A 22,214-nucleotide genomic window follows, 5' to 3' on the forward strand; every position below is an offset into this window, starting at 1 on the left:
GACTAACCTCGGTGCCGCTGAAGGAAATCCAGCAACACCGGGAAGTAGGCATGGGGTTCTTCGTAGAACGGCATATGGCTGCTGTTGGGGAAAACATGCAGTTCGGCATCCGTGAGCGCCATTTTCATGCGCATCGCACAGGCCGGCGTGAGTCCGTCGTGCTGGCCGGTGGTGATCAGCACCGGCATCGTGAAGTCGGCCATTTCCTGGATACGGTTCCAGTTTTTCAGGTTACCGATGTAGAGATATTCGTTTGGCCCCTGCATGGTTGTGTAGGGGCCCATGTTCCAGTCGTCCAGAGAGCGCACGAGCGGTGCCGGCCATTCGTCCAGGCGGCAGACGTGGCGGTAGTTGAGAAGCGTGATTGCAGCTTGGTATTGCGGGTGATCAAGGGTGCCCATGGCTTCATGGCGCTGCATCATGGCAACGGTTTCGCTGCCCAGTGCGCCACGTAGACGCTCCAATTCCAGAGACAGGTGCGGGATATCGCCTACGGTATTTTCCAAAATCAGGGTTTTGAGTGCGTGAGGGTGGTGAATGGCATATTCGATCCCCAGCCAGCCGCCCCAGGAGTGCCCCATTAAGTGTACTCGGCCCAGGTCGAGGGTCTGGCGGACGGTTTCCACTTCAGCGACATAACGGGTGATATCCCATAGGGACGGATCTTCGGGTCTGTCAGACGCGCCGGTGCCGAGCTGGTCGAAGGCGACAACTCGCAACCCCTTGTCCTTGAGCCAGCCATGGGCGTCACGCAGATAATCGCAGGAAAGCCCGGGGCCGCCATTGAGACACAGCAGGACCTCATCGCCCTCGCCAAAGCTGTAAACCACCAGATTATGGCCGTCGACTTCAACGTCATGCTGCTGGTCCGGTTCGATTTCACGCCACATCGCAATTCTCCCTTTATGATGTTGGCCGGTACGGATGCTGGTTAAATGACTCAACCTTACTGAGTAAGTCATGCACCCAATAGCTAGTATTTGTTATAGGTTTGGTCTGGCAGTCCTTCGCCGAGGCGTGGCATTCTACGTGCTGAATTTCAGGATTGAAATTACTTAGGAGCGCAATGGATGCGGACCACGTTGTCTGACCTCAATACCCGCCTGTTGTCGGGTAAGAGCCTGGATGAGCAGATGGACAACGCCTTGCTAATGGCCAAGGGGTTGGGATTTGATGCTTTGGTGTACGACTACAGCCCAGTGCCGCTGGATCATGAAGGCCGGTTGATCACGCCTTCGGTGCTCAAGCTGCGCAACACTCCAGCCGATTGGCATACGCGTTGGTGTGCAGAGGGTTACTACCAGATCGACCCTGTTCAGCAGGTGGCACTCAATTGTGTTTCACCCTTTGTCTGGTCCTATAAATCCGGGACTGAGACGCTGCTGGAGACTGTCCTCAGTCAGCGCCATGAACCCGTGTTGAATTATCTGGAAGACTCGCAGATGACCTGCGGGGTGTCGGTTCCGATTCATCTGCCCAAAGGTGGTTTTGCCTCCTTGACTGGCCTGCGTACCGGCAACAGCAGCAATGTCCTGCGCGATGCCAGGCAGACCATGGCGGATTTCAGCCTGATTTCCCATGCCTTGCAGGAAGCAGCCTATCCGTTGCTTGGCAAGGAGGCTCACACGCCCTCCATTCACCTGACCAAGCGTGAATGCGAGTGCCTTAAATGGGCGGCAGAGGGCCTGACCGCAGCAGAAATTGCCAGGCAACTGAATCGCTCATTAGCCACCATCACCCTCCATCTGACCTCGGCCATGCATAAGCTCGGCGCCAAGAATCGCGTCCAGGCAGTGGTCCGGGCTACCTACTATCGATTGCTCGATAGCTGAAACAGAGCAGAAACCTATCTGTTTCTCTAGTTATTTCGAGGACCTGATCCCGCTATCGTGCGCCCTATGGTTTTCAGGGAGTGGCACGCAGAAATGGAATCTATCGGAATACGCGAAGGCTTCGCACCTTTTGGTCCCTATCGGACCTGGTATCGCATCACGGGCCACTTCGACAGTGGACACATTCCCCTGGTGATTCTGCATGGCGGCCCGGGATGTACGCATGATTACGTTGACGCTTTCAAGGACATAGCCATGAGTGGGTATCCGGTGGTTCATTACGACCAACTGGGTAATGGTCACTCAACCCACTTACCGGAAAAAGACCCCTCGTTCTGGAACGTAGCGCTGTTTCTTGATGAGCTGGAAAACCTGCTGGATCATCTGGGCATTGGTGACAATTACGCGCTCCTGGGACAATCCTGGGGCGGTATGCTCGCGAGTGAACACGCGGTACGGCAACCTGCGGGGCTACGGGCCTTGATCGTCGCCAATGCCCCTTCGGATATGCGTGTTTGGGTTCAGGAGGCCAACCGGTTACGTAAATTGCTGCCTGTGGGTGTGCATGAAACACTGCTTGAACACGAGCAGGTAGGGGCCTTTCAAGCGGCCGCCTATCAGGAAGCAACGAGGGTCTTTTACGATAACCATGTGTGTCGTATCAGTCCCTGGCCTGAGGAGGTTGCGCGTACTTTTGCCCAGGTCGATGCCGACCCCACCGTTTACCATGCTATGAGCGGGCCCACGGAGTTTCATGTGATAGGCAGCCTGGAAAACTGGACCATTGTCGACCGCTTGCAGCACATCAACGTGCCGACGCTGGTGATCTCAGGTCGCTACGATGAAGCAACACCGACGGTGGTCAAACCCTATGTGGAGCAAATCCCGAATGCTCGTTGGGCATTGTTCGAGTACTCAAGCCATATGCCTCATGTCGAGGAGCGGGTCGGCTGTATAGGGACGGTCGTGAGGTTTTTGGATGAGTGCTTGTAGTGGGACTGGCCCACTTTTAGGTTGCCATTGAGGGATGGCTCAACTGATCACTGCTCCCTTTGGACCACTGGCGATCAAGCTGGCACCACAGGCGGTTTTCATACCGTCCAGTGCGACAGCAATTCCGCCCACTGTGTAGGTGCTGCTGCCCTCGGCAATGGGAAAAATGCCTTTGCATAGCGGGCAACTGACCTTGTGGCCGACGCCGGCAATGGGTTTGCCGTTTAGATCCGTTTGGGAGAAGGCCTCAAGAACGACGCCGCCATGGCTGGTGGAGTCGCCTAGTCGAATCATGTCTTTCATCGTTGCAATCCTTCAAGATTGATTTTTGACACCACGTGCTTGAGCAGAATGTAGTGGTCTAATGAAATCTATGGTCACCCCCATTTTTGCAATGCTGATTAGCGGGTGAAGTGGTTGGCTTGCTTAAATCTATCCGGCGTCTGTATGAGGCATGCCCCGCGCCATGATGATGGCCTCAGAAAACAAACACCCTGCGAAAGCGTAGTCCTCAAAGGGCGCGGGGGTGACCATAGATTTTCGTAAACAACTTAGCTATGACAACGGCCCTCGTCGGCTGTCATTGATATTGGCTCGGTGGCCGGCATGCGCTTGAGCAACGAAACAGTAGTAGTTCTTGCAGTTACCTATACAAGTCTCATTGTCGGTTTCGGAGGATGTAATAATCTAATTGCAAAAAATAAAACTTCCAGTCATAAATAGTACTCGTGCGAATGATCTAGCCACTAAACAATAATGATATCACCGGAATCCAAATAAATAGAATAGGATTCATAATCGCTATGGTTGTCGGATTCTAAAAGGATAATCTCACCTGACTCGAATAAAATGCGCAACGATGAAGTCCCAATTTTTTCAACAGAAACAACGTCCTTCAACAATAAGTCTAACAGCGGGGCGCTAGATGTAGACTTTGAAAAAAATCGTTCGCCCCAAATATCATTCACTTGATACTTCAGTCCTGCCTCAACACAAATTGAGACTTTATATGGAGCGACGCCTGGCGACATTTGGGCTCGGGAAAAATCCAACCTTGTTATATGAATACCGAAACATACCATTTCCAAGTAGCACTCGGAAAGTAACATGTTGTCAAAATTATCTGGTAGCGGGTACATATTTATCTCTCTTCTAATTCGTAATTATAAACGGCGAAGTGGTGGTAATGAATCCGCTGGAAGTGGCACGTGTGTATCTCCCTGACCTTGGCCTGGTTTACCTGTCGCCGGATTCATAGGCTGTTTTCCGGAGTTTTGCCAGCGCCAATATCCGTTTTCATACCCAGGAACCGGCGAAGATCCCTCTGGCATCACTCTAATATGTTCCCCTTTTGCGGGGTCAGTACCTGGAGGGAAGTATATTTCACCTCCATTTCGCCCCGGACGGCTAACCCAGCCTGGAGGAATTACGGGCGCCTGAGCAGGGTTGGTTATTGCTTCCACAGCTTTTGGAGCTTTAGCTGCACCTTTTCCGGAACTGTCACATGGACAACCCGACAGTCCCAATGGGTCAACCCAGCCCGTCGGATTCGGCGCATAAGCATATAAATTCAACCCACCCGCATAACTGATTGGATCCTTACTGATAAACCGCCCAACCCCCGGATCATAGTACCGATGCCGGTTGTAATGCAGCCCCGTCTCATGGTCGTGGTACTGCCCTTGGAACCGGATCGGGTTCGTCAGCCCTTGCTGTTGCGCCCATTCCGAGCGCTGTTCACGTACTTCGCCCCACGCTTTGTACTGCGCGCTCCAGGCGGTGTGGCCGTGTTGGTCGGTCAGTTCCTGCGGCGTACCAAGGTGATCGCACTGATACCAGGCCAGCGCCTCAAAGGGGAGTACCGTCGGTTTATGATTCCACAACGGGTCGTCATCCAGATTGTAGCTGCCGCTGTAATCCGGTTGGCCTGTCAGGTGAATCGGTTGATGCCGCAGCGCCTGCGCCACCGGCACGAAGCTGCCCGGTTCAAAGATGTAGTGCACCGTGCGGCCAGTGCCGCTTTCGTGCTGCGCCGGGCTGCTTTCCCACGCCAGTTGGTCACCGTCCCAGCCATACAAGGTGAAGCCGCAACCCAGTTCGCGCTGTTTGCGCGCATGCTCGTTGCGGTTCCATTGGGAGCCGGCCTCGGGGCGCTGTTTGTAATGGACGTTGGAGTTTTTGTACAGGCGTCGGCCGAGGGCATCGTAGGCATAGTCAACGGCCAGGCGAGTGTCTTCAAAACGCACCAGTCGGTCGAACAGGTCCCATTGCATTTGGCTGCGGGTGCCGTTGTGCAAGCGCTGAATCCGGTTGCCGCGCTCATCGTATTCGTAATGGGTGCCGGCGTATTCACGCAGGAGGTTATCCAGCAGTTTGCTGCGCGGCTGGTCTTGATCCAGTGGTCGACGGATTTGCAGGACTTTCTCGTCCAGCAGGTTGCCGGCCGGGTCGAAGGCGAAGGTTTCCACGCCCTGGCGAGTGGTGGCGCTGAGCAGTCGGCCGACCGGGTCGTAGCGGTAGGCGAGGGGGCCGCGGCGGCTGTCATTGATGTCGGTCAGTTGGCCAGCGGCATCGTAGGTGTAGTTGCGTTTGAGCAGGGTGGACTTGTCGTCACCACGGGCCAGCAACTGTTCTTGCAGACGTCCGGCCGGGTCCCACTTTTGCGTTTGCAGCAGGCGGTTGCCTTGATGACGGACGACTTCCCGGTGCAGGTCATCGCGTTCAAAGCCAATCAGTTCATGCTCATCCAGGCGCATGCCCAGCAAGTGCCCGCTGCCATAGGTCAGCCAACTGACGCGATGGCCGTCCGGGCGCACGGTGGCGATACGCTGGTTGAGCACGTCGTATTCATGCTGCCAGACCGCGACCTGGGGTTTTTCCAGGCCCAGGTAGTGTTGGTGTTCACGCACCAGATTGCCCGCCGGGTCGTGAAACCACTGCAAGCGACTCTGATCGTTGCAGGCCATGACCAGGTTGCCATTGCCGTCGTAGGCGAACGTTTCTCGTTGCGTCTGCTGACCCAGGCTGGCCTGGCGTTCGATCAGGCGGCCCAGCGGGTCAAACTTGACCGCGATGCTGCGCTCGCCATTGACGGTGCTGTGCAAGCGACCGGTGTACTGGTCGTACTGGTAGCGTGTGGTGTGGCCATCGAAACCGGTTTCTTCCAGCAGTCGGCCCATCGGGTCGTAGTGGAAGTGCGCGCGCCGCTCGTTTTTGTTTTCCAGGGTCTGCAAGCGGCCGAGGCGGTCCCAGCGGTAGCGCAGGGTTTGTTCGGCGGCATCGACCCGCTCGGCGATCTGGCCTGCGACGGTATAGCTCCAGGTGGTGCAGCGATCCAGCGCATCGACATGCACCAACAAACGCCCCTCGGCATCACGCTCGAAGCGGTCCTCGGTTTTGTCCGGGTGCTTGATCAGCACCAGTTGACCGGCCTTGTACTGGTACTCGGTGCTCTGTCCCGTCGCGTCGGTGAAGCAGATCATCTGCCCGCGATCGTCGTACTCCCAGGCGCTGGTCTTGCCCGAGCAGTCGGCGTACTTCACCAACTGGCCGGCGTCGTTGTATTCAAGGGCTTTTTCGTTGCCGTTGGCGTCCTTGATTGCCGTTGGCAGACCCGCCGCGTCGTAGGCGTACTCGGTCTTGTTGCCCAACGGGTCGAGGGCTTCCACCAGATTGCCGTGGTCGTCATAAGCGCGTTGCCACTGACCGCCCTCGGCATCGCTGATTTTGATCAGTTGGCTCTGGTCGTCGTAGGCGTAATGCACCACCGTGTGGTCGGCGCGAATGTGCTCCAGGACATTGCCACGGTCATCGTAGCTGAAGCGGTCGGTGCTGCCGTCGGCGTGAACGTGGCGCACCACGTTTTTGGCCTGATCACGGAACAGCCACTCAGAACTACCGTCGGCATGCCGGATGCGATAGGTGTAGCCAAGGAGGTCGTAGTAGTGCCAGGTTTCGTAGCCATGGGCATCGGTGACGTAGGTCAGGCGGATGTTTTCGTCCCACTCCAGGCGGGTGTCGAAGCTGCCATCGTCGGCCCATTCGCGCACCGCTTTGGCGTCGGCGCCAAGGCCTTCCCATTGCAGATTCATCCCGCGCCCGGTGCGGTCGGTGTAGCGGGTGATCAGGTGATGCTGGTACTGATAATTCCAGGCCGCGCCGTTTTCATCCTGAGCCTGAACCAGATCACCGACAGCGTCGTACTGGTAAGCACACAGTTGCCGCTGGGGGGCGCCGTCACGGATTTCCCACAGGCCAGTCAAGCGACCGTGCTCGTCGAGCAGGGTGCCCAGGTGCAGGTGCACCTTGGTCACATCATCCTGATAGGTGATCAGGTCCGACAGCACCGGCTGGTCGTCATGCCGATGCTCGTGGTGCAACATGATCCCCGCGCCATTGCGCAGCACGATACCGCTCAGCAGGTAGCGCTGGCCGTGGCGGACGTAGGTTTCCTTGCGTTCGAAACCACGGCACAGCACCAGTTGCTGTTCGCCGGCGCGCACCAGGGTGAAGTTTTCGATCGGGTCGTAGTGGAACAAGCCCACCTTGGGCAATGGATAGTCATGGCTGCGGCCGTCGGCATCCTGAAACACCAGGCCGTCGTCAACGCAGTCGAAGCGGGTGGTGAATTCGCTGATCCAGCGAGCCCCCATGACACCCTGGTCGTAGGCGCTCAGGGCGGAGCAGTAGGTGCGGGTCCACGCCACCGGGAACGGTCCCGGCAGGCTGAAGTCGGTGTGCTCCATGGATTCCGAACCCATGGCAAAACTGATGCTTTTACAGGTCCCGGGGCAAACGCCGTTCTTCTGTTCTTTGGGGCGTTTTTTTCCGCGCTTTTGGCGTCGGATCACCTCCAGCGCATTGGCACTCGCCAGCTGCTTGGCCTGGCTGATGGCATCGGGTTTGACACTGGCACCCTGACCGTTTTCGTTGCGCAGCGTCCATTCTTTCACGCTGTCCGCCAGGGTCTGGCGCAGGCGCTCAAGGGAGTCCGGGTTCTGGGGATCAGCCAGCTTGTTCAGCTCGCGACGTAGCTGCGGTGCCAGGGCTCGCAACTTGGGCGTGTTACGCAGCACCTGCGCCTTGGCCTTTGACGGCATCAGGGCGTCTGCTGCTACGTTGGCCAGGCTCTTGTAAGTGAGTTTTAAGATGCTTGAGGCGGCACCATAGGAATTGTCGATGATCTCACCGGGGTTATGCAGCAACGCATCCGCATGTCGCCCGAAGGAATCGAGGTCGGTCTGGGTATCAATCGTCCCGGTCGCGAGTGCCTCCAGCCCCTTGGCGAGGTCGATCACCATCGCTTCGCCGTACTTGCCGACGGCGTCCAGCAGGTCCTTGAGTTGTGCCTTGGCCTTAGCCCCGACAAAGTCATCGAGGGCGCCGACGATATCGGCGTTCAAGTGCCCGATCAGGATATTGATCAAGGCATCACCCAGGGCTTTCTTGCCCTCCTGACGCACCAGAAACAGCATCGGCCGCAAGCTCATGCGCGCTGCGGCCATGGTGGGTGGAAGCGGGATAACCCCGATCAGGTTGATCCCCAGGCTGACCCAGACGAATGGGTCAGGCTCCTCGCTGGTGGCCAGCGTGACGATGTCCCCCAGGGCATCCATCAGCGCAATGACGTTGCCCACCGCAGGCAGGGCGCCCGCGACGTTTTTGATCCGCTCCAGGTTGACCCAGTCGTCGCTGATCTCTCGCAGCCAGGCATCGAAATTTTCGGCGCCCGCGGCCACGTCCTCAATGTCGACCTCGCTCAGGGGAGTAGGCGCGACTTGGGGTTCACGTAGTTTTTTAACAGCTTTGCTAGTGGTCATGAAAGCATCTCAGCGGCCATCAGGCTCGGGGTCTGAAGAGGAATCCTGGGAAGGCTCGTAGGCGGTAGGCTCGGCACGCTGGGTAAACCTGGCAATTGACCGATCTTGCTCGCAGCCCCCAACACCGACGAGGCGCTCGGCAATGCTGCACTGGCCCGTTGTGGCATGCCGGCAAGTCCGCCTTGCACAAGCCCCTTGACCTGCTGGGCGGTTTGCATCGCGCCTTGTGCGCCTTGCATCAGGCCCTTGCCGTTTTCCAGCATGGCGCTGCTACCGCTAGGCAGAAGGCTCGCCACCATGGCCTGCACCTGCGCCGGAATGCTCTCCGCGCCGGGCTGTTCACGTGGCCATTCAGGCTTGCCGATATAGCTGCCAACACTCCAGGTATCTGCCGGGTCCTGACCGAATATCACCCGTGCCGGTCCCGGTGCGGCACCGGCCACCGTGGCGAAACCCTTGGCATCGAGGGTGCCTTTGAGGCTCTTGCCGAGGGCATCGATCACTTCGAAATCGCCGTCCTTGAGGCCTTGGCGGTTGGCGTACTGGTTGAACAGTTCGAGGGCACCTTTGCCCGGTTTCGGCGGCTCGGGGAACACACCGGCCAGGCTTTTCGCCCCGGTGTAGGCGAAGTTCGCTGCGTGGGCGGTGTACGGCCCAGTGGTGGCGTGGGTGATGCCACCGGCGTTGTAGGTGGTGGCGCTGCCGCCGCCCTGGATCACCAGCTCGGTTTTCGCCGTGAGGGTGATGCGGTCGGCGTTGGCGGTGATGTTGAGCTTGGCCAGCAGGTTGATGCTGTCTTTCAGCGCCCGAAGATCGATGTCGCCGGAGGCCGCCACCAAACGCCAGCCCAGGTTCTGCACAAACAGGCGCATGCCCTGGCTGGCGCTGGCCAGCAGGCGCTTGCCGATGGCCAGGCTGGTGTGGCCGGTGCTGCTCAACGCCAGGTGTTCGCCGGTGGCGATATGGGTCGAGCGTGGGGTGGTCAGGGCGATGCCGGCCGGGCTGGCGAGCACCAAGTGCGGCTCGACGAACTCGGGGAATTCGTTGGTGCTCAGGTCACCCGGCCCGGTGCCGAGAATGCCCAAATGCTGGGCATGCATCGCCTTGGCCACGTCGTCCTGATCGCCGGGTTCCTGGGCCTGCACCTCGCGGGCCTGAATCGCGAAGCCGTCTTGCTGTTCGCTGGCGGTGGCCAGGCGTTCGGCGGTTTCCGGCAGGTCCTTGTGGTGTTTGCTTTCGTGGTGACGGGGTTCGGTGGTGATCAGCAAACCGGCTGCCGCACGCACCGCGCCGTGGCGGTCAGTGCGCAGCTCAAAGCCTTCGCCACGCGGCTGCCCACCGGACGGGCGCGGGTGGGTCAGGTAGCCGAGGTTGATCGCGCTGGCACCGTGATCACTGCGCAGCGCGATGCTGATCTCGCTGGTGGTGTCGTCGATGCGCAATTCGTTGGCGCGGCTGCCCTTGTATTCCTTGCTCTTGACCGTGGCCAGGGTCTTGAAGTCCGGCAACTTGTACGGCGGCAGGTTCACCCCGTGGTACAGGCAACCGGTGATCAATGGCTGATCCGGGTCGCCTTCGAGGAAGCTGATCAATACTTCCATGCCGATGCGCGGCAGGTTGATCGAGCCGAAATTCTGGCTGGCCCAGTTCGACGCCACGCGCATCCAGCAACTGGTCTTGTCGTCGAACTCGCCTTCGCGGTCCCAGAAGAACTGCACCTTCACCCGGCCATATTGGTCGCAGAAAATCTCTTCGCCAGCAGGGCCGGTGACGATTGCACTCTGGGTGCCGAGCACTTTGGGTTTCGGGTGATCGAGGGGAGGGCGATACGGCACGTCCCACGGGATTGCGCTGAAGCTGTTGCGATAGCCCTGATGGAAATCGTCCTTGAGGTCGGTGACGTCGCTGCTGATCACCTCTTCCAGCACCTGCGGCTGTTTGCCTTCGTGGAGAATTTCGGTCAGCAGCCACAGGTCGTTCCACGCCGGGTTGGCGTGCTCGGTCAGGGCCAGGAAATGCCCGGTGACCAACAACGGCTGATCACTGTTGCCTTCGGCGAGGCGGTAGTCGCTGCGGTGGCGTTCCAGCGCCCGATTGGCCAGGTGTTTACCGCGCTCGCGGTCGACAAAACGCCCTGGGTAGTCGTAGTCCTCAAGGTCCGGTTTGGCGCTGCTCTTGGCGTCGCTTTCCAGCTCGATGCGCGGCTTGGTGAAGTCGTAATCGCGGCGCGTGGTGCGGCTGGTGCGGGTGGCCAAACGCAACCCGAAGCGCTTGATCACCGGGTCATCGGCGACCAGCCCGGTGTCCTGCTGATAGGCCACCGGCGCGAGTTTCGGGAACACCGTCTGATCGTCACCGAACACCAGCAGATGGCCGCTGGCGCTGTGCTGGAAGTGGTAGTGAATACCTTCTTCTTCGCACAGGCGCTGGATGAAATGCAGGTCGGATTCGTCGTACTGCACGCAGTAAATGCGCTCGGGGTACACCGCGCTGAGCTGGAATTTGTAGTCGCTGGCGAGGATGCCGTGCTCTTCCAGCACCTGGGCCATGATCTGTGGCGCGGTCATCTGCTGGAAGATGCGCTGATTCACGCGATGGGCCAGGTAGGCCAGTTGTGGACGCAGGGAAATCCGATAGCGGGTCAGGCGCTTGCCGGCCTCGCCCTGGGCGATGCTGTAGACCAGCCCGTGAATGCCGGTGCCGTTTTGCGAGAGCTGCAAGAAGGCCAGTTTGTGCAGCAGGCTTTCGAGGTTCAGCGAGGAACGTTCGCTGACCAACTCCAGCTCAAATTCGAACGGTGTGTTCAGGGCTTCACGGCCCTTGAAAGCCAGGACCTGAAAGTCCGCGCCCTCAAGGGTCAATGTGAAATGGGGTTGGTTGGCCGGTGAGAACATCCCTTGTTCCTCGTGCAGTGCAGCGGCGTCCATCGACATCCCTGTCGGGTATCAAAGAACGCAAGAATTTTTGAGTGACGCAAACAGCATCGACCAGCAGCGCTGGCCGATGTGGTGTAACGGTCGGCCAGACTTAGCCAGCGACCGGGGAACGCCAGTCATCGGAACCCGAAGTACCGGATACTTCGTGGGTCCAGGTGATTTTGCGGTAGGTGAAATGCACGTCTTCCAGGTGGGTGAAGTGCGAGTTCGATGGGTCCTGGCAGTTGTGCATGTAGTCCTTGATGTCCACGATGATCGCGTCTTCAAGTTTGGTGGTGTAGTAGTGCTCTTGGGTGCCGGCAGCGGAGGTGCGGTACCACTTGATTTCGATAGTGGTCATGCGCTCGCCCGAGGTCAGGGCAGCCAGCAGCAGTGGGGAAGCCTTGTCGAAGACTTTGGTGATAACCACGGGTTTGTGAACGCGCTGGCCGGTTGGTTGGCCGGACTGCGGGTCACGCGGGATGATCACTTCGTGGCTGAAACCCTGAACCATGACCTGGTCTTCGTGACCTTCCTGGTAGGTGTTGCCAACGGAGTCAGCGGTGAAGGCGCCGGCGGTGATCAGGCCTTGTTTTTCGCCGGTGACGGACATATACGCTGGTGTTGCCATGGATGCTCTCCTTGCTTACATAAATGAGATAGCCCGGGGGCGAAATCGCCCGGTGGGTGATCTTTATGTATCAAGGTTTGTGCCATGTATGAAAATTACTAATTAAATCAACTAGTTATGTGTGGCTTGTGTGGGGTTTTGCCTTCTGGCGTGTAGGAAGCTTCGCTAAAGTGCGCAAGAAGTTGCGCAGTACTGCGCAAGAAGTTGCGCACTCGGCTACAGCCCAGGTGGGCCGTGGGCTGTAGGGGATTTATGGGCGGGTTTCTGGAAGCAAGTGCGCAAGAAGTTGCGCACATAGGCAAAAGGTCGCTTCCCGGCTAAATCTCAAATCGGGGGCAAGAAATCGTCGAAACGGGCAACGAGCCCTACGGTCTGCAACATAGCAGCTTGATTGCTCAGACAAAGATCAAATCACGTGAACGAAAACGCAGATTTCATCGCGTGATGACGTGTCCCCATCATTCGCTCGGCTCTACTGCCAGCACCCTGGAGAACAACTAAGCCCCGCCGGAGAGATACCAAGCGGGGCTTTTTTAGGGCATTTTTTCAGTGGAGTTAATTGAACTGGCGCATGCAGGCGCATTTCGTCTGCTCTGTTTACCTATACTGGCAGTACCAACGTACTGCGCTCTTGCCACCCCTGTTTTGTGGTGGTGACAATTGTTTGATCAGGTGCTAGCTCATTACAGACTCTCCTCATGCGAAACGGCTTCTTTCAACCCCTTGTTTCCTCTCTTTCCCGCTGGAGGGGGTGTTCTGCCGAAACATCGATACAACCCGCGTGGTTACTAGGTTGTAGCGTTTCGTAAGGGTTTTTTGTAGAGGGTGGATAATTGCCTTGCGAAACGCTGGAGGCCTCGTCGTTACTGGCTTGTTTCGATGTTTCGGATAGAGAGGGGGGATTGGCGGAAAGGTAACGGGTAAAGGAGTCCTTGAAGTCCTCGATGTGGTAGCCCTTCTTGCTGTCGAAATTGATACGAACCTGTTTCGACTTGATCCCAAAATCCGCCAGTTTTCCCGATAGCTGGCGAGGTGACATCGGTTTGCCACGGTTCCAGGTAGCCCAGGGTGCTTCGTCATCAGCAATCAGAGTTTCCAGTAGGTCCGCGCTGAAAATTTTGATTGCCCGCTTGTCAATGAACATAGCTTTCACGTCCTGGAGCAATTCGACACCAATGCTCGGTGTATCCCCCTCCAGGCCATGCAGCACAATCGCCGCTTGCCGTGCGGACTTAGGCCAATGTCCAGCGGCAACATCGGCAATAGCGAGCAATGGTTCCCAAGAGTCGTTCGCACGGTCGTTAAGCCCTTGGATTGGCTCAGGACGAGCATCACCGATAATGGAGGCGTTGTCGGCAGCGAACCGGGCCAGCTTCGCTTGTAGCCGCATCCAGATGGTCGGGTCTGAATGACGCAAACGCTCAACCTTCTCCCCCACAACCCGCCGACGCAGGCGCAAGGGAATGCTACGGTCGGCCAGGGTGTCAGCAATCCTGCCGATACCGCACAGCGCTTTAGCACCCCAAACGTTGAAACGGGTTGGCATGTGGTCGTCGCCTACGCACCGAATGACTGATGCGCTGTCGCGGGTGAACCCGGCGTTGAGGATGCCTCTGGCGTCATCGTGCGCCGCCAGGAAGGCGTCTACCTCGTCGATCAGTAAAGTTGGTGCCCACAATTCAATAGCCCGATACAACGCCGCTGGAGCAATGTTCGCGACTTGCAATGGGCGGTAAGCGAGCTTGCCCAGGACTGTTAACAGAATGGACTTGCCACAGCGTTTCTCCGGCGCGGTAATGTTGGCAATCGGAGCTACTTGCACCACGTCGATCAACCAAGTGAAGGTCACCCAAAGTGCAGCCGCAAGGATAGTTTCCTTGTCTGCCGCGACATACCTTTTCAGGGTGTTTGCAATGTCATCGAGTAGGGCTTCTCCACTGATCTTCTCGGGCCACGGTTCTATCTCACCGAAAATATCATTATGGGCCGCGTCTTCTTCATCCTCCGATGGAGCCGTCAGGCGATCGAATTCGGCCATGCTCACCTGCTTGGTGTCCTTCACTTTGGCGCGAAGGCGGGCAAAGGTTGAAGGCTCTTTTCCACGCATCTTTTGCAGCAGGGACAGGATGGCTGGTTCATACAGCGCACCGGCATCGCTCCTGAGTTTCTTAACCGCGTCACCCACTTTGTCAGTCGAGGTCCACTGGTCTGCGTAACGATCTTGAGTAGTCATTCGACCCCCAGGCGCTGTTTGGCGAGGTTGAAGCGCTCCAGGTCAGTGGCACTCATATCAGTCCCTTGTTCAATCAAGTTTTTGCCGATCAGGTAGATCGTACGTTCGTGCCGCATGGCGGCAGGACTGGGGCCGCTGCGCTCACGCTTCTTGCCAGGAAACAGGTCGCGCAGTTCTAGGCCAATGGCCCGGGTAACTTCCAGGGCACTGCACCCGATCCAACACTTGAGCAGGACGGTGCAGTCTGGGGTTTCTGTAATCCCGAGGCTAGGCGACTTGTCGTTGTGAGCAGGGCAGCAGGCTTTCCAGCGACCTTTACCATTGATCTTTACCTTGTCCAGGCGGTTCAGAACATTGTCTATGGGGGTCATTTCGCACCCTCGTGATGTGATTCCTGCCGTGTCAGGTAGGTCTCTATCACATTGACGTCCCAGCGCACTGTGCGGCCAAAACGAATAGGCAAGGGGAAGCCTGATGTTGTTGACCAACGCCACCAAGTGGTGCGACTGATTTGGTAGCGAGCACATAATTGCTGGGCCGTTGCCCATGTAGACGTAGGGGGAGTCGTGGTCATTGCGCATCTCCCAAAGCACGGGTGGCCGGTACAGAAGCGTTGTTGTCGTCAAGCGAGTAGGCGGTGTTTGGTACAAGGCCGTTCTCACCGATGTAGCCAATAGCGGTTCGAGACCGTTCGGCCTGGCTATCTCTGTACCTGAGCCGGATTTCGCCTTTCTCGCTTGCGGAAACGACGCCCTTAATCCCGGCGCTGGCCATCCCACTTGCCCCGGCAACTGCCTTTCCGCGGTCCCCAGCCTGGACACTCTGCGGGTCACCGACTTGGTAATAGGTACGGACGGGAGCTGCGTATCCGTCATGATTTATTTGTTTGACCTGGAGCTGGATATCAAAGGCTTTTTTTGGGCAAGCCGATCCCATCAGCGCATTACTGCGCATTTGAAAAATGATCATTGTGTTAAACCCGTCGAGTAAGTTGGGTTACGCGACCGTTATTAGCGGCCAGAAAGGCGATAGAACTCTGAGGTTGTTTATGCTCAGTCGTGGCCGGCTAATGGGTAGCCAACTACTTGATGCCGCGTTGTTTCAGGTGAGTTGGAAGCAATGGCTTCACAGCTTCGGACAAATGTCATATGGGCGTTGTAGCGTTTGAGTCGAACGGATAGGGATGAGTTTGCGCGGAGGGCGCTCAGGGCCATGCGACGGTGAGCAAGTGCGCGGATTGCGGGCGGAATGAGGGCGATCATGGATGGAGCTCCTAACGTAATGTTGGAGCTGCCACGTTCGTTACCAAGCGAATGGGTGGCAGCTGTACGCAGGTTGGTAAACCGGGACGTTAGGAACCCGGCAGACCCGAGGGTCTCCCACGCACAGCTGCCATAAAACGGATCTGCGGGCACAAAAAAAGCGCCTGCAATCATAATGGGGGCGCTGTTGCGCCTAACGTTCAACGGGTTACCAAGCCCGGCCGCTGAATTGGCAGCGACAGATGAACGATAGCCGCGCACGAACGAGTTTGCAACCCTTGGTCGAGCTGTTAGGCAAGCTGACATGGCTCAACCCTTCTGGCTGGTGAGGAAAGCGTCCACGGCCTCAGCATCCCAACGCAGGATGCGGCCAGCGCGAAGGGGAGTGGGGAAGTTGTCGGCTTTAGACCAGCGCCACCAGGTGGTGCGACTGATCTGATAAAGGGTGCAGAGTTGTTCTGTGGTAGCTCGAATGCCTGCACGCGGCAGGTTTGGAAGTTGGGTGTTGCCGGTGAATGGTGTCATTGTTCGGTTTCTCTAACGACGTACAGAAAAACCGAGAGCGTGAAATGTTCGCGTCGATGGGAGGACATTGCATAGTCCTCCTTCTGGCAATACAGTTTCGTGGTGGGCCAAAAGCCCACGAAGAAGCCCCTCAAAAAGCTTCGTCTCTCGGATGGCGTACTGGCTTTTCGCGGTATGCAGGGGACGCTCCAACGTCCCTTTCCGAATAGGCCCCGGTACGGCAAATACCGGGGTTTTTTCTTGTCTGCTGTTTACCAGTTTTGCTGTTTTGCCCAGTGTTCTATGGTGTTTAGGGCGTCACGGCATAACTCGCCAGTGCCCACATGGTAGCGGGGCGTTTCAGTCGCATTCAACTCGAGGGAATTGACGAAGGGGTAGTTTGGGCTGTTTGGAAGCAGTGAAAAGCGGCCTCGCGGAAATATTCGGGAAACATATGCGTATATATTCCGAAATGGCGCACATAACTACCGTTCGTCGGATTTTTATCTGCGAGTTAATAAAACAACATTACTGCTAGATGTCTCTCCCTTCGCTAAGACATCCAAATAGCGTCCCCACTGCTCCAGAGCTGCACGTTTCTCCGGCAGGTAGGCGTAGCGGTCGTAATGCTTGGCCTGTACGCCACTGCGTCCATGTGACAGTAACCAAGCGCGAATCTCGGTGCCAATGCCCTGATGGGCCATTAAGGTTTCTGCGGTGACGCGAACGTTGCGGTAGGTGAAGATGCGAGTCTTACCAGACGCTGCGAGTTCGCGGCCAGCCTCGCTAAATGCTTTGATAATCGTGGACGTGCTCGCGGTTGAATCCTCCGAGAAGGCGAAAGGACCTGCTCCTATATGGTGCTCTACCAGAGGGGCCAGAATCTCGCGGATTCGCTCTGTAATGGGCAGGAGGTGCTCCCATGCCTGTTCTTTGCGTCCCTTGGCATCGAGTAAGCAAATGGTGTCGTCGGTGACAGCAGTCCAGGGGATTGCGCAAAGCTGCGTCATTCGCTGCCCACCAAAGTAGATCAGGGCGTTTGCTATCGCACTTTTTGGCTGTGGCAGCTTATCCAGGTAGCGCAACAGTTCTCCAAGTTCAGCGGGTGTTAAAGATTCAGTGTTGGCGCGCTTAGCACCTTGGACGGCAGGGACATCTCGGACGGGGTTAGCTCGGATGGCAAACACTTTACCGCTGTGCGCCATTCGCTCAGGGGATAGGTGCGCTTTGACCGCGTGGCTAAAGGCCGCTTGCAGTGACAGGCGTAAGTTGTTGCAGATCGAACGCATGTCATTTGATGCGCCGCCTGCGGCATGGTTACCGACCCCTCGGCCCTTGGGTTTACGCCCGAGTACGCCGGACAAAATGAACTGGATATCTTCGGGCTCAATCAGTGCGGCGGGGCGTAGGATGAGTTCGGGGTGGTAGTCCTTGATATGTGCCTTGAACTGGTTCGCCACGGCCCTATGACTCACCTTTCCTGACTTCTCTAGGTGAACTACGTAGCTGTCCAGTAGGTCACCGAAAGTGCCACGTCTCGCCTCCAGGGCGGCTTGTGCGGCCACTCGCTCCAGCTCTGCCGCTGCGGCGGCCTTCAGTGCTAACTGTTGTTGCAGGTACTCTTCCAGCCCACCGGCAGCGATTGACGCGGTGGCGATGCGCAGCGCTGCCAGACGCATGGCGTCCAGATCCATTTCGTTGGTGTCAGGGCGTGGATTCTTGCTCAGGGTGCCCAGGGCGATGCGTTTGTCCCCGGCGTTGGTGCGCTCGCGGTAGTAGCCGTTAATGAAACCCGCCGTCTTGCGTTCAAGTGTCAGAGTGCCTTTGCCACGGGAGCCTATTGGTTCGGATTTCTTGCCCTTGACGTTGTAGGCTTCCATTTCTGTCAGTCGAATGCGCTTGGCCATATTTCCCGTTTGTTTCCCGTTTCGCCTGAAAAGTCACGTTGTTTAGTGAAACACTGAGACAATAGAAGAACGCCTAAAGCCCTAATAATCAAGGGCTTTATGGATGCTAAGAGATTTTAGGAATCACTATGAGAATGCAATGCTGAGGGTTTCCAACAACGTGCATCTGCCTGACGCCGAAGTCGAGATGACGGCCATTCGTGCTCAGGGGGCGGGTGGGCAGAACGTCAACAAAGTCTCCAGTGCGATGCATTTGCGCTTCGACATTCCGGCCTCATCCTTGCCCGAGTTCTACAAGGAACGGTTGCTGGCGTTGCGTGACAGTCGGATCACCAGCGAGGGGGTGATTGTCATCAAGGCTCAGCAATACCGGACCCAGGAAGCCAATCGCGCCGATGCGCTTGAGCGCCTGGTCGAGCTGATTCTGAGTGCCACCAAGGTCGAGAAGAAGCGTCGCCCGACCAAGCCGACATTGGGCTCGAAAAAGCGTCGGCTGGAGTCCAAGACCAAGCGGGGCTCGATCAAGGCCGGGCGTGGCAAGGTGGACTTCTAGCGGCTCTGGCGTTCTTCCCGGTATTTTGGTGTCTGCCGGTACAGGTAGGCGCTGATCAGCAAGCCGGCCAGTGCCGCCAGTGCGGCAAACAGGAAGATTGAGGCAAAGCCAAACCCTGCGGCAATGGCCCCCGCCAATGGCCCGGTGATGCCCAGCGACAAGTCGATGAACAGCGAGTAAGCGCCGACGGCCGCGCCACGGCTGGAGGCTGGCACCAGGTTGACCGCCTCTACGCCCAGCGCCGGGAACACCAGTGAGAAACCGAATCCGCTCAATGCCGCACCGGCCAACGCCCAGTTGGCATCCGGGGCGATCCATAGCAGCAACAAGCCGAGGCTTTCCACCGACAGGCAGGCAATCGCCACCCGAAACCCGCCGAGGCGGTTGATCAGGTTGCCGAACATCAGGCGCGCGCCAATGAAGGCGGCGCCAAACAGGCTCAGGCAGACGACAGCGTTGTCCCAGTGGTGGGTCGCGTAATACAGGGTGATGAAGGTGGCGATGGTGCCAAAGCCGATGGAGCCCAGTGCCAGGCCGCAGCCATGGGGAAATACGCGCCCCAGCACATGCATGAACGGCAGGCGCTCGCCGGCAACAATCGGCGCGGCAGTTTTTGGCCAGGCGAGTAACAGCCCCAACGCCGCCAGCAACAGAATGCTCACGCCCATGCTCCACAGCCCGAAGTGATGAACCAGCAGCACCCCCAGCGGTGCGCCGACCGCCAGCGCGCCGTAGCTGGCGATGCCGTTCCAGGAGATCACCTTGGCGGTGTTCTGTGCGCCCACCCGGCCGATGCCCCAGCCGATCGATCCAGAACCTACCAGGCTTTCTGCGCTGCCGAGCACCAGTCTGCCGATCAGCAGGCTGATCAGGCTCAAGGCCGGCAGGTGTTGTGTCCAGGCCGACAGCAGCATGAAAACACCACTCAACCCACAGCCGGCGAGGCCATACATCACCGCGCGCTTACTGCCCAGGTTGTCGATGATCCGCCCGGCGTAAGGTCGGCTGAGCAGGGTGGCGAGGTATTGCACGCTGATCACCAGGCCCGCGATCACTGCGCCAAAGCCCAGGTCGCTGTGCACGTAGCCGGGCAGTACGGCCAAAGGGATGCCGATGTTCAGGTAGCCGATGAAGGTGAAGAGGACGATGGAGACGACTTGCAGCGTGACCGCCATGGGTGGCTGGGTATCGGGCATGGGAGAGGGTCCACTGGCGCAGCAGGATAGATAGGCTGCTTATGATACCGATGCTGGGACCCGTACGCTGCTTTGTTTCTATCGGGGGAATCAGGGTTTGGCGGGGGCTACCAGTTGCGTGGTGACCAAGGCTGCGAGGGCGTTTTCCTGGTTGCCGAAGCGGGCCAGCAGCAGGGCTTGTTTTTCGGGTGTGAGGCGGTTCCAGATGTCGATCATTTTTTCAGCGGTGCCAATCAACACGTTGGCCTGGTTTTCGCTGAAGGGATCGGTGTGCGAGTTGTCGGTCATGGTGCGGGGTCCGTTGTTCAGGCGGTGTGGAAAGCGCATGAGAAAGCGCTTTCCACACGGTCTGGTTCAAGCGTTTTCAGTCTTCGCTGTCGGCCTTGCGGCTGCCAGTGGCTTCTTTCGGCTCGGGCTGTTGGGCGCCGGCTTGTTGCGGGGTTGTCTGCTCAGTTTCGTGCAGGCTTGGGAAGGGGAGATTCGGAATCTCATGCATGTTGGTTGCTCCTCGCAAAGTCTGTTTTTAAATCGCTGTGTAGATCCGCGCTTTTAAAAAGCCTTGGCAGGATACAGCAGGAAAAATGACAAATAGGCTTTTATCTTGGATTTCTGCGACAGATGGCCGCAGCGGGTGTCGGAGCAATGAAACCGTTGTGGCAAGGGAGCTTGCTCCCGCTGGGTTGCGGAGCAGCCCCAAAAGCCAGGCAATGAGTTCGTTGAGCTAAAACTCGAATACAGGCGTTGCGACCACTGCGTGCTCGAGCGCGAGCAAGCTCCCTCGCCACAGGAGCTTGCTTTACAGGAGGTTACTTGCAGACTTCGGCAATCGCCGCGGCCAGCAGATCCAGGCGCGTGGCATCAATCCCCGCCACGTTGGCACGGCCAGAGTTGACCATGTACACGCTGTGATTGTCCCGCAGGTTCTTCACCTGTGCCGGCGTCAAACCGGTGTAGGAGAACATCCCGCGTTGCACGCCGATGTGTGCAAAACGCTCGCGCAAACCATGAGGCTCAAGTGATTGCAGCAGCCCTGAACGCAACTGCGCGATACGCAGGCGCATGGCTTCGACTTCGTCGATCCACAGGCCTTTGAGTTCCGGGTCGCCCAGGATGGTCGCTACAACGGCCGCGCCGTGATCCGGTGGCGTGGACCACAGGTTGCGGGCAATGTTGGCCAATTGACTGCGGATGTCCGTCAGTTTCTCGGCATCCTTGGCGCAGACAATCAGTGCGCCTGTGCGGTCGCAATACAGGCCGAAGTTTTTCGAGCAGGAACTGGTGATCAGCAGCTCAGGCAGTTCGGCGGCAAACAACCGTACTGCCCAGGCATCCTGCTCCAGGCCGTCGCCAAAACCCTGGTAGGCGAAGTCGATCAGCGGCAGCAGTTCGCGACGGCGAACCACTTCCAGCACGCGACGCCAGTCTTCGTGGGACAGGTCGAAACCGGTTGGGTTGTGGCAGCAGGCGTGTAGCAGGACCACGTCGCCCTTGGGGATCAGGTCCAGCGTCGCCAGCATCGCTTCGATGTCCAGGCGGTTGTCGCTGCCCACGTACGGGTAATGACTGACCTTGAGGCCGGCGGTCGCGTAGATGGTTTCGTGGATCGGCCAGGTCGGGTTACTCAGCCACACGCCACGGCCCGGCAGGCACTGGGCGATGAAGTCGGCACTCAGGCGCAGGGCACCGGTGCCGCCAGGCGTCTGAGTGGCCCCGGCGCGCTTCTCGGTGATCAGCGTCGAGTCGACGCCCAGCACCAGTTCGTTGATGACCTTGCCGAATGCGGCGTCGCCGTGGCCGCCAATGTAGGTCTTGGTGGTTTGGCGATCGACCAGCCGCTGTTCGGCCAGTTTCACGGACTGAGGGATCGGCGTCAGGCCTTGGGCGTCTTTGTAGACACCCACGCCGAGGTCGAATTTGCGCGGGTTACTGTCCTGCGCATAGGCCTCCATCAGGCCGAGGATCGGGTCGCCGGGTACTCGGCCGATGGCGTCGAAATGCATTACTTGCGGCCCTCGGCGTCTTTGGCTACTTCGTCGGTGCGCGCAGCCATGATGAAGTCGTTGCGGTGCAAACCTTTGATCGAGTGGCTCCACCAGGTCACAGTGACTTTGCCCCACTCGGTGAGCAGGCCTGGGTGGTGACCTTCGGCTTCGGAGATTTCACCCATGGCGTTGGTGAAGGCCAGGGCGAACTTGAAATTCTTGAACAGGAAAACTTTTTCCAGCTGCATTACGCCGTCGCGAACTTCGATGTTCCAGTCAGGGATCTGCTTGATCAGTACCGGCAGTTCTTCGTCGCTGACCTGTGGGGCATCGGCACGGCAGGCTTCGCAATGGGCTTGGTTCAGAGCGTTCATGGTGTATTCCTGA

The 22,214-nt window shown here is 58.0% G+C and carries 19 protein-coding genes; 3 read left to right on the forward strand and 16 right to left on the reverse strand.

The features are described 5' to 3' along the window. Positions 1 to 2: 2 nt before the first annotated feature. On the reverse strand, positions 3 to 890 hold the full coding sequence (locus AC1Z1G_RS07605) for a proline iminopeptidase-family hydrolase (RefSeq protein WP_483626143.1): 888 nt from the start codon (positions 888 to 890) through the stop codon (positions 3 to 5). Between the two features lie 180 nt (positions 891 to 1,070). Here AC1Z1G_RS07605 and AC1Z1G_RS07610 point away from each other — a divergent pair, with 180 nt between their 5' ends. Next, on the forward strand, positions 1,071 to 1,832 hold the full coding sequence (locus tag AC1Z1G_RS07610) for a LuxR family transcriptional regulator (protein WP_483626145.1): 762 nt from the start codon (positions 1,071 to 1,073) through the stop codon (positions 1,830 to 1,832). 93 nt (positions 1,833 to 1,925) lie between these two features. Then, a complete protein-coding gene (locus tag AC1Z1G_RS07615) occupies positions 1,926 to 2,825 on the forward strand; it encodes a proline iminopeptidase-family hydrolase (RefSeq protein WP_483626147.1) in 900 nt (299 codons plus the stop codon). A gap of 39 nt (positions 2,826 to 2,864) precedes the next feature. Here AC1Z1G_RS07615 and AC1Z1G_RS07620 read toward each other — a convergent pair whose 3' ends face one another. The 10 genes from AC1Z1G_RS07620 to AC1Z1G_RS07665 form a co-directional block, all read right to left on the reverse strand. Next, complete coding sequence (locus AC1Z1G_RS07620) at positions 2,865 to 3,128, reverse strand: PAAR domain-containing protein (protein ID WP_483626149.1); 264 nt, start codon at positions 3,126 to 3,128, stop codon at positions 2,865 to 2,867. A 443-nt stretch (positions 3,129 to 3,571) separates the two neighbouring features. Next, positions 3,572 to 3,964, reverse strand: coding sequence for a hypothetical protein (locus tag AC1Z1G_RS07625; RefSeq protein ID WP_483626151.1), 393 nt, complete (start codon positions 3,962 to 3,964; stop codon positions 3,572 to 3,574). A 24-nt stretch (positions 3,965 to 3,988) separates the two neighbouring features. Next, positions 3,989 to 8,644 (reverse strand): RHS repeat-associated core domain-containing protein, encoded by a 4,656-nt coding sequence (locus tag AC1Z1G_RS07630; protein ID WP_483626153.1) that lies wholly within the window; start codon positions 8,642 to 8,644, stop codon positions 3,989 to 3,991. After that, complete coding sequence (locus AC1Z1G_RS07635; protein ID WP_483627779.1) at positions 8,641 to 11,538, reverse strand: type VI secretion system Vgr family protein; 2,898 nt, start codon at positions 11,536 to 11,538, stop codon at positions 8,641 to 8,643. The genes AC1Z1G_RS07630 and AC1Z1G_RS07635 overlap by 4 nt, the downstream gene beginning before the upstream one ends. A gap of 133 nt (positions 11,539 to 11,671) precedes the next feature. Then, positions 11,672 to 12,190 carry an Hcp family type VI secretion system effector gene (locus AC1Z1G_RS07640; protein ID WP_347903517.1) on the reverse strand — a complete coding sequence of 173 codons (519 nt, stop codon included), beginning with the start codon at positions 12,188 to 12,190 and terminating at the stop codon, positions 11,672 to 11,674. A 715-nt stretch (positions 12,191 to 12,905) separates the two neighbouring features. Further along, positions 12,906 to 14,423, reverse strand: a complete 1,518-nt coding sequence (locus AC1Z1G_RS07645) for a DUF3631 domain-containing protein (RefSeq protein ID WP_483626155.1) — start codon at positions 14,421 to 14,423, stop codon at positions 12,906 to 12,908. Next, the gene (locus tag AC1Z1G_RS07650; protein ID WP_483626157.1) at positions 14,420 to 14,794 is read right to left on the reverse strand and encodes a virulence-associated protein E; all 375 of its coding nucleotides are present in this window, start codon (positions 14,792 to 14,794) and stop codon (positions 14,420 to 14,422) included. The genes AC1Z1G_RS07645 and AC1Z1G_RS07650 overlap by 4 nt, the downstream gene beginning before the upstream one ends. A gap of 199 nt (positions 14,795 to 14,993) precedes the next feature. Then, the gene (locus tag AC1Z1G_RS07655; RefSeq protein WP_483626159.1) at positions 14,994 to 15,392 is read right to left on the reverse strand and encodes a hypothetical protein; all 399 of its coding nucleotides are present in this window, start codon (positions 15,390 to 15,392) and stop codon (positions 14,994 to 14,996) included. Positions 15,393 to 15,994: 602 nt separating this feature from the next. Then, positions 15,995 to 16,210: a helix-turn-helix transcriptional regulator gene (locus tag AC1Z1G_RS07660; protein ID WP_483626160.1), complete on the reverse strand. Its 216-nt coding sequence runs from the start codon at positions 16,208 to 16,210 to the stop codon at positions 15,995 to 15,997. Between the two features lie 482 nt (positions 16,211 to 16,692). Then, a complete protein-coding gene (locus AC1Z1G_RS07665; RefSeq protein ID WP_483626161.1) occupies positions 16,693 to 18,096 on the reverse strand; it encodes a site-specific integrase in 1,404 nt (467 codons plus the stop codon). A 139-nt stretch (positions 18,097 to 18,235) separates the two neighbouring features. Between AC1Z1G_RS07665 and arfB the strand changes: the two genes are divergently transcribed. Then, positions 18,236 to 18,649 carry an alternative ribosome rescue aminoacyl-tRNA hydrolase ArfB gene (gene arfB / locus AC1Z1G_RS07670; protein WP_483626163.1) on the forward strand — a complete coding sequence of 138 codons (414 nt, stop codon included), beginning with the start codon at positions 18,236 to 18,238 and terminating at the stop codon, positions 18,647 to 18,649. Here arfB and AC1Z1G_RS07675 read toward each other — a convergent pair. The 5 genes from AC1Z1G_RS07675 to AC1Z1G_RS07695 all read right to left on the reverse strand — a co-directional run bounded on the left by AC1Z1G_RS07675 (position 18,646) and on the right by AC1Z1G_RS07695 (position 22,201). After that, on the reverse strand, positions 18,646 to 19,845 hold the full coding sequence (locus tag AC1Z1G_RS07675) for an MFS transporter (RefSeq protein WP_483626164.1): 1,200 nt from the start codon (positions 19,843 to 19,845) through the stop codon (positions 18,646 to 18,648). The two genes, arfB and AC1Z1G_RS07675, sit on opposite strands and share 4 nt — an antisense overlap. Before the next feature lie 90 nt (positions 19,846 to 19,935). Continuing rightward, positions 19,936 to 20,133 (reverse strand): hypothetical protein, encoded by a 198-nt coding sequence (locus AC1Z1G_RS07680; RefSeq protein ID WP_483626166.1) that lies wholly within the window; start codon positions 20,131 to 20,133, stop codon positions 19,936 to 19,938. A gap of 76 nt (positions 20,134 to 20,209) precedes the next feature. Next, positions 20,210 to 20,341 carry a hypothetical protein gene (locus AC1Z1G_RS07685; RefSeq protein ID WP_256585517.1) on the reverse strand — a complete coding sequence of 44 codons (132 nt, stop codon included), beginning with the start codon at positions 20,339 to 20,341 and terminating at the stop codon, positions 20,210 to 20,212. A 310-nt stretch (positions 20,342 to 20,651) separates the two neighbouring features. After that, complete coding sequence (locus AC1Z1G_RS07690) at positions 20,652 to 21,845, reverse strand: amino acid aminotransferase (RefSeq protein ID WP_483626168.1); 1,194 nt, start codon at positions 21,843 to 21,845, stop codon at positions 20,652 to 20,654. Further along, entirely contained in the window at positions 21,845 to 22,201 is a 357-nt protein-coding gene (locus tag AC1Z1G_RS07695; protein WP_483626170.1) for a 4a-hydroxytetrahydrobiopterin dehydratase, read from the reverse strand. The genes AC1Z1G_RS07690 and AC1Z1G_RS07695 overlap by 1 nt, the downstream gene beginning before the upstream one ends. Positions 22,202 to 22,214 lie beyond the last annotated feature (13 nt).

This window comes from Pseudomonas sp. JL27(2026), from assembly GCF_056933555.1.

Bases quoted from the DNA above. Each gene is read 5' to 3' on its own strand.
- AC1Z1G_RS07605 (WP_483626143.1), bottom strand. From the start codon at position 890: ATGTGGCGTGAAATCGAACCGGACCAGCAGCATGACGTTGAAGTCGAC.
- AC1Z1G_RS07610 (WP_483626145.1), top strand. From the start codon at position 1,071: ATGCGGACCACGTTGTCTGACCTCAATACCCGCCTGTTGTCGGGTAAG.
- AC1Z1G_RS07615 (WP_483626147.1), top strand. From the start codon at position 1,926: ATGGAATCTATCGGAATACGCGAAGGCTTCGCACCTTTTGGTCCCTAT.
- AC1Z1G_RS07620 (WP_483626149.1), bottom strand. From the start codon at position 3,128: ATGAAAGACATGATTCGACTAGGCGACTCCACCAGCCATGGCGGCGTC.
- AC1Z1G_RS07625 (WP_483626151.1), bottom strand. From the start codon at position 3,964: ATGTACCCGCTACCAGATAATTTTGACAACATGTTACTTTCCGAGTGC.
- AC1Z1G_RS07630 (WP_483626153.1), bottom strand. From the start codon at position 8,644: ATGACCACTAGCAAAGCTGTTAAAAAACTACGTGAACCCCAAGTCGCG.
- AC1Z1G_RS07635 (WP_483627779.1), bottom strand. From the start codon at position 11,538: ATGTTCTCACCGGCCAACCAACCCCATTTCACATTGACCCTTGAGGGC.
- AC1Z1G_RS07640 (WP_347903517.1), bottom strand. From the start codon at position 12,190: ATGGCAACACCAGCGTATATGTCCGTCACCGGCGAAAAACAAGGCCTG.
- AC1Z1G_RS07645 (WP_483626155.1), bottom strand. From the start codon at position 14,423: ATGACTACTCAAGATCGTTACGCAGACCAGTGGACCTCGACTGACAAA.
- AC1Z1G_RS07650 (WP_483626157.1), bottom strand. From the start codon at position 14,794: ATGACCCCCATAGACAATGTTCTGAACCGCCTGGACAAGGTAAAGATC.
- AC1Z1G_RS07655 (WP_483626159.1), bottom strand. From the start codon at position 15,392: ATGATCATTTTTCAAATGCGCAGTAATGCGCTGATGGGATCGGCTTGC.
- AC1Z1G_RS07660 (WP_483626160.1), bottom strand. From the start codon at position 16,210: ATGACACCATTCACCGGCAACACCCAACTTCCAAACCTGCCGCGTGCA.
- AC1Z1G_RS07665 (WP_483626161.1), bottom strand. From the start codon at position 18,096: ATGGCCAAGCGCATTCGACTGACAGAAATGGAAGCCTACAACGTCAAG.
- arfB (WP_483626163.1), top strand. From the start codon at position 18,236: ATGCTGAGGGTTTCCAACAACGTGCATCTGCCTGACGCCGAAGTCGAG.
- AC1Z1G_RS07675 (WP_483626164.1), bottom strand. From the start codon at position 19,845: ATGCCCGATACCCAGCCACCCATGGCGGTCACGCTGCAAGTCGTCTCC.
- AC1Z1G_RS07680 (WP_483626166.1), bottom strand. From the start codon at position 20,133: ATGACCGACAACTCGCACACCGATCCCTTCAGCGAAAACCAGGCCAAC.
- AC1Z1G_RS07685 (WP_256585517.1), bottom strand. From the start codon at position 20,341: ATGCATGAGATTCCGAATCTCCCCTTCCCAAGCCTGCACGAAACTGAG.
- AC1Z1G_RS07690 (WP_483626168.1), bottom strand. From the start codon at position 21,845: ATGCATTTCGACGCCATCGGCCGAGTACCCGGCGACCCGATCCTCGGC.
- AC1Z1G_RS07695 (WP_483626170.1), bottom strand. From the start codon at position 22,201: ATGAACGCTCTGAACCAAGCCCATTGCGAAGCCTGCCGTGCCGATGCC.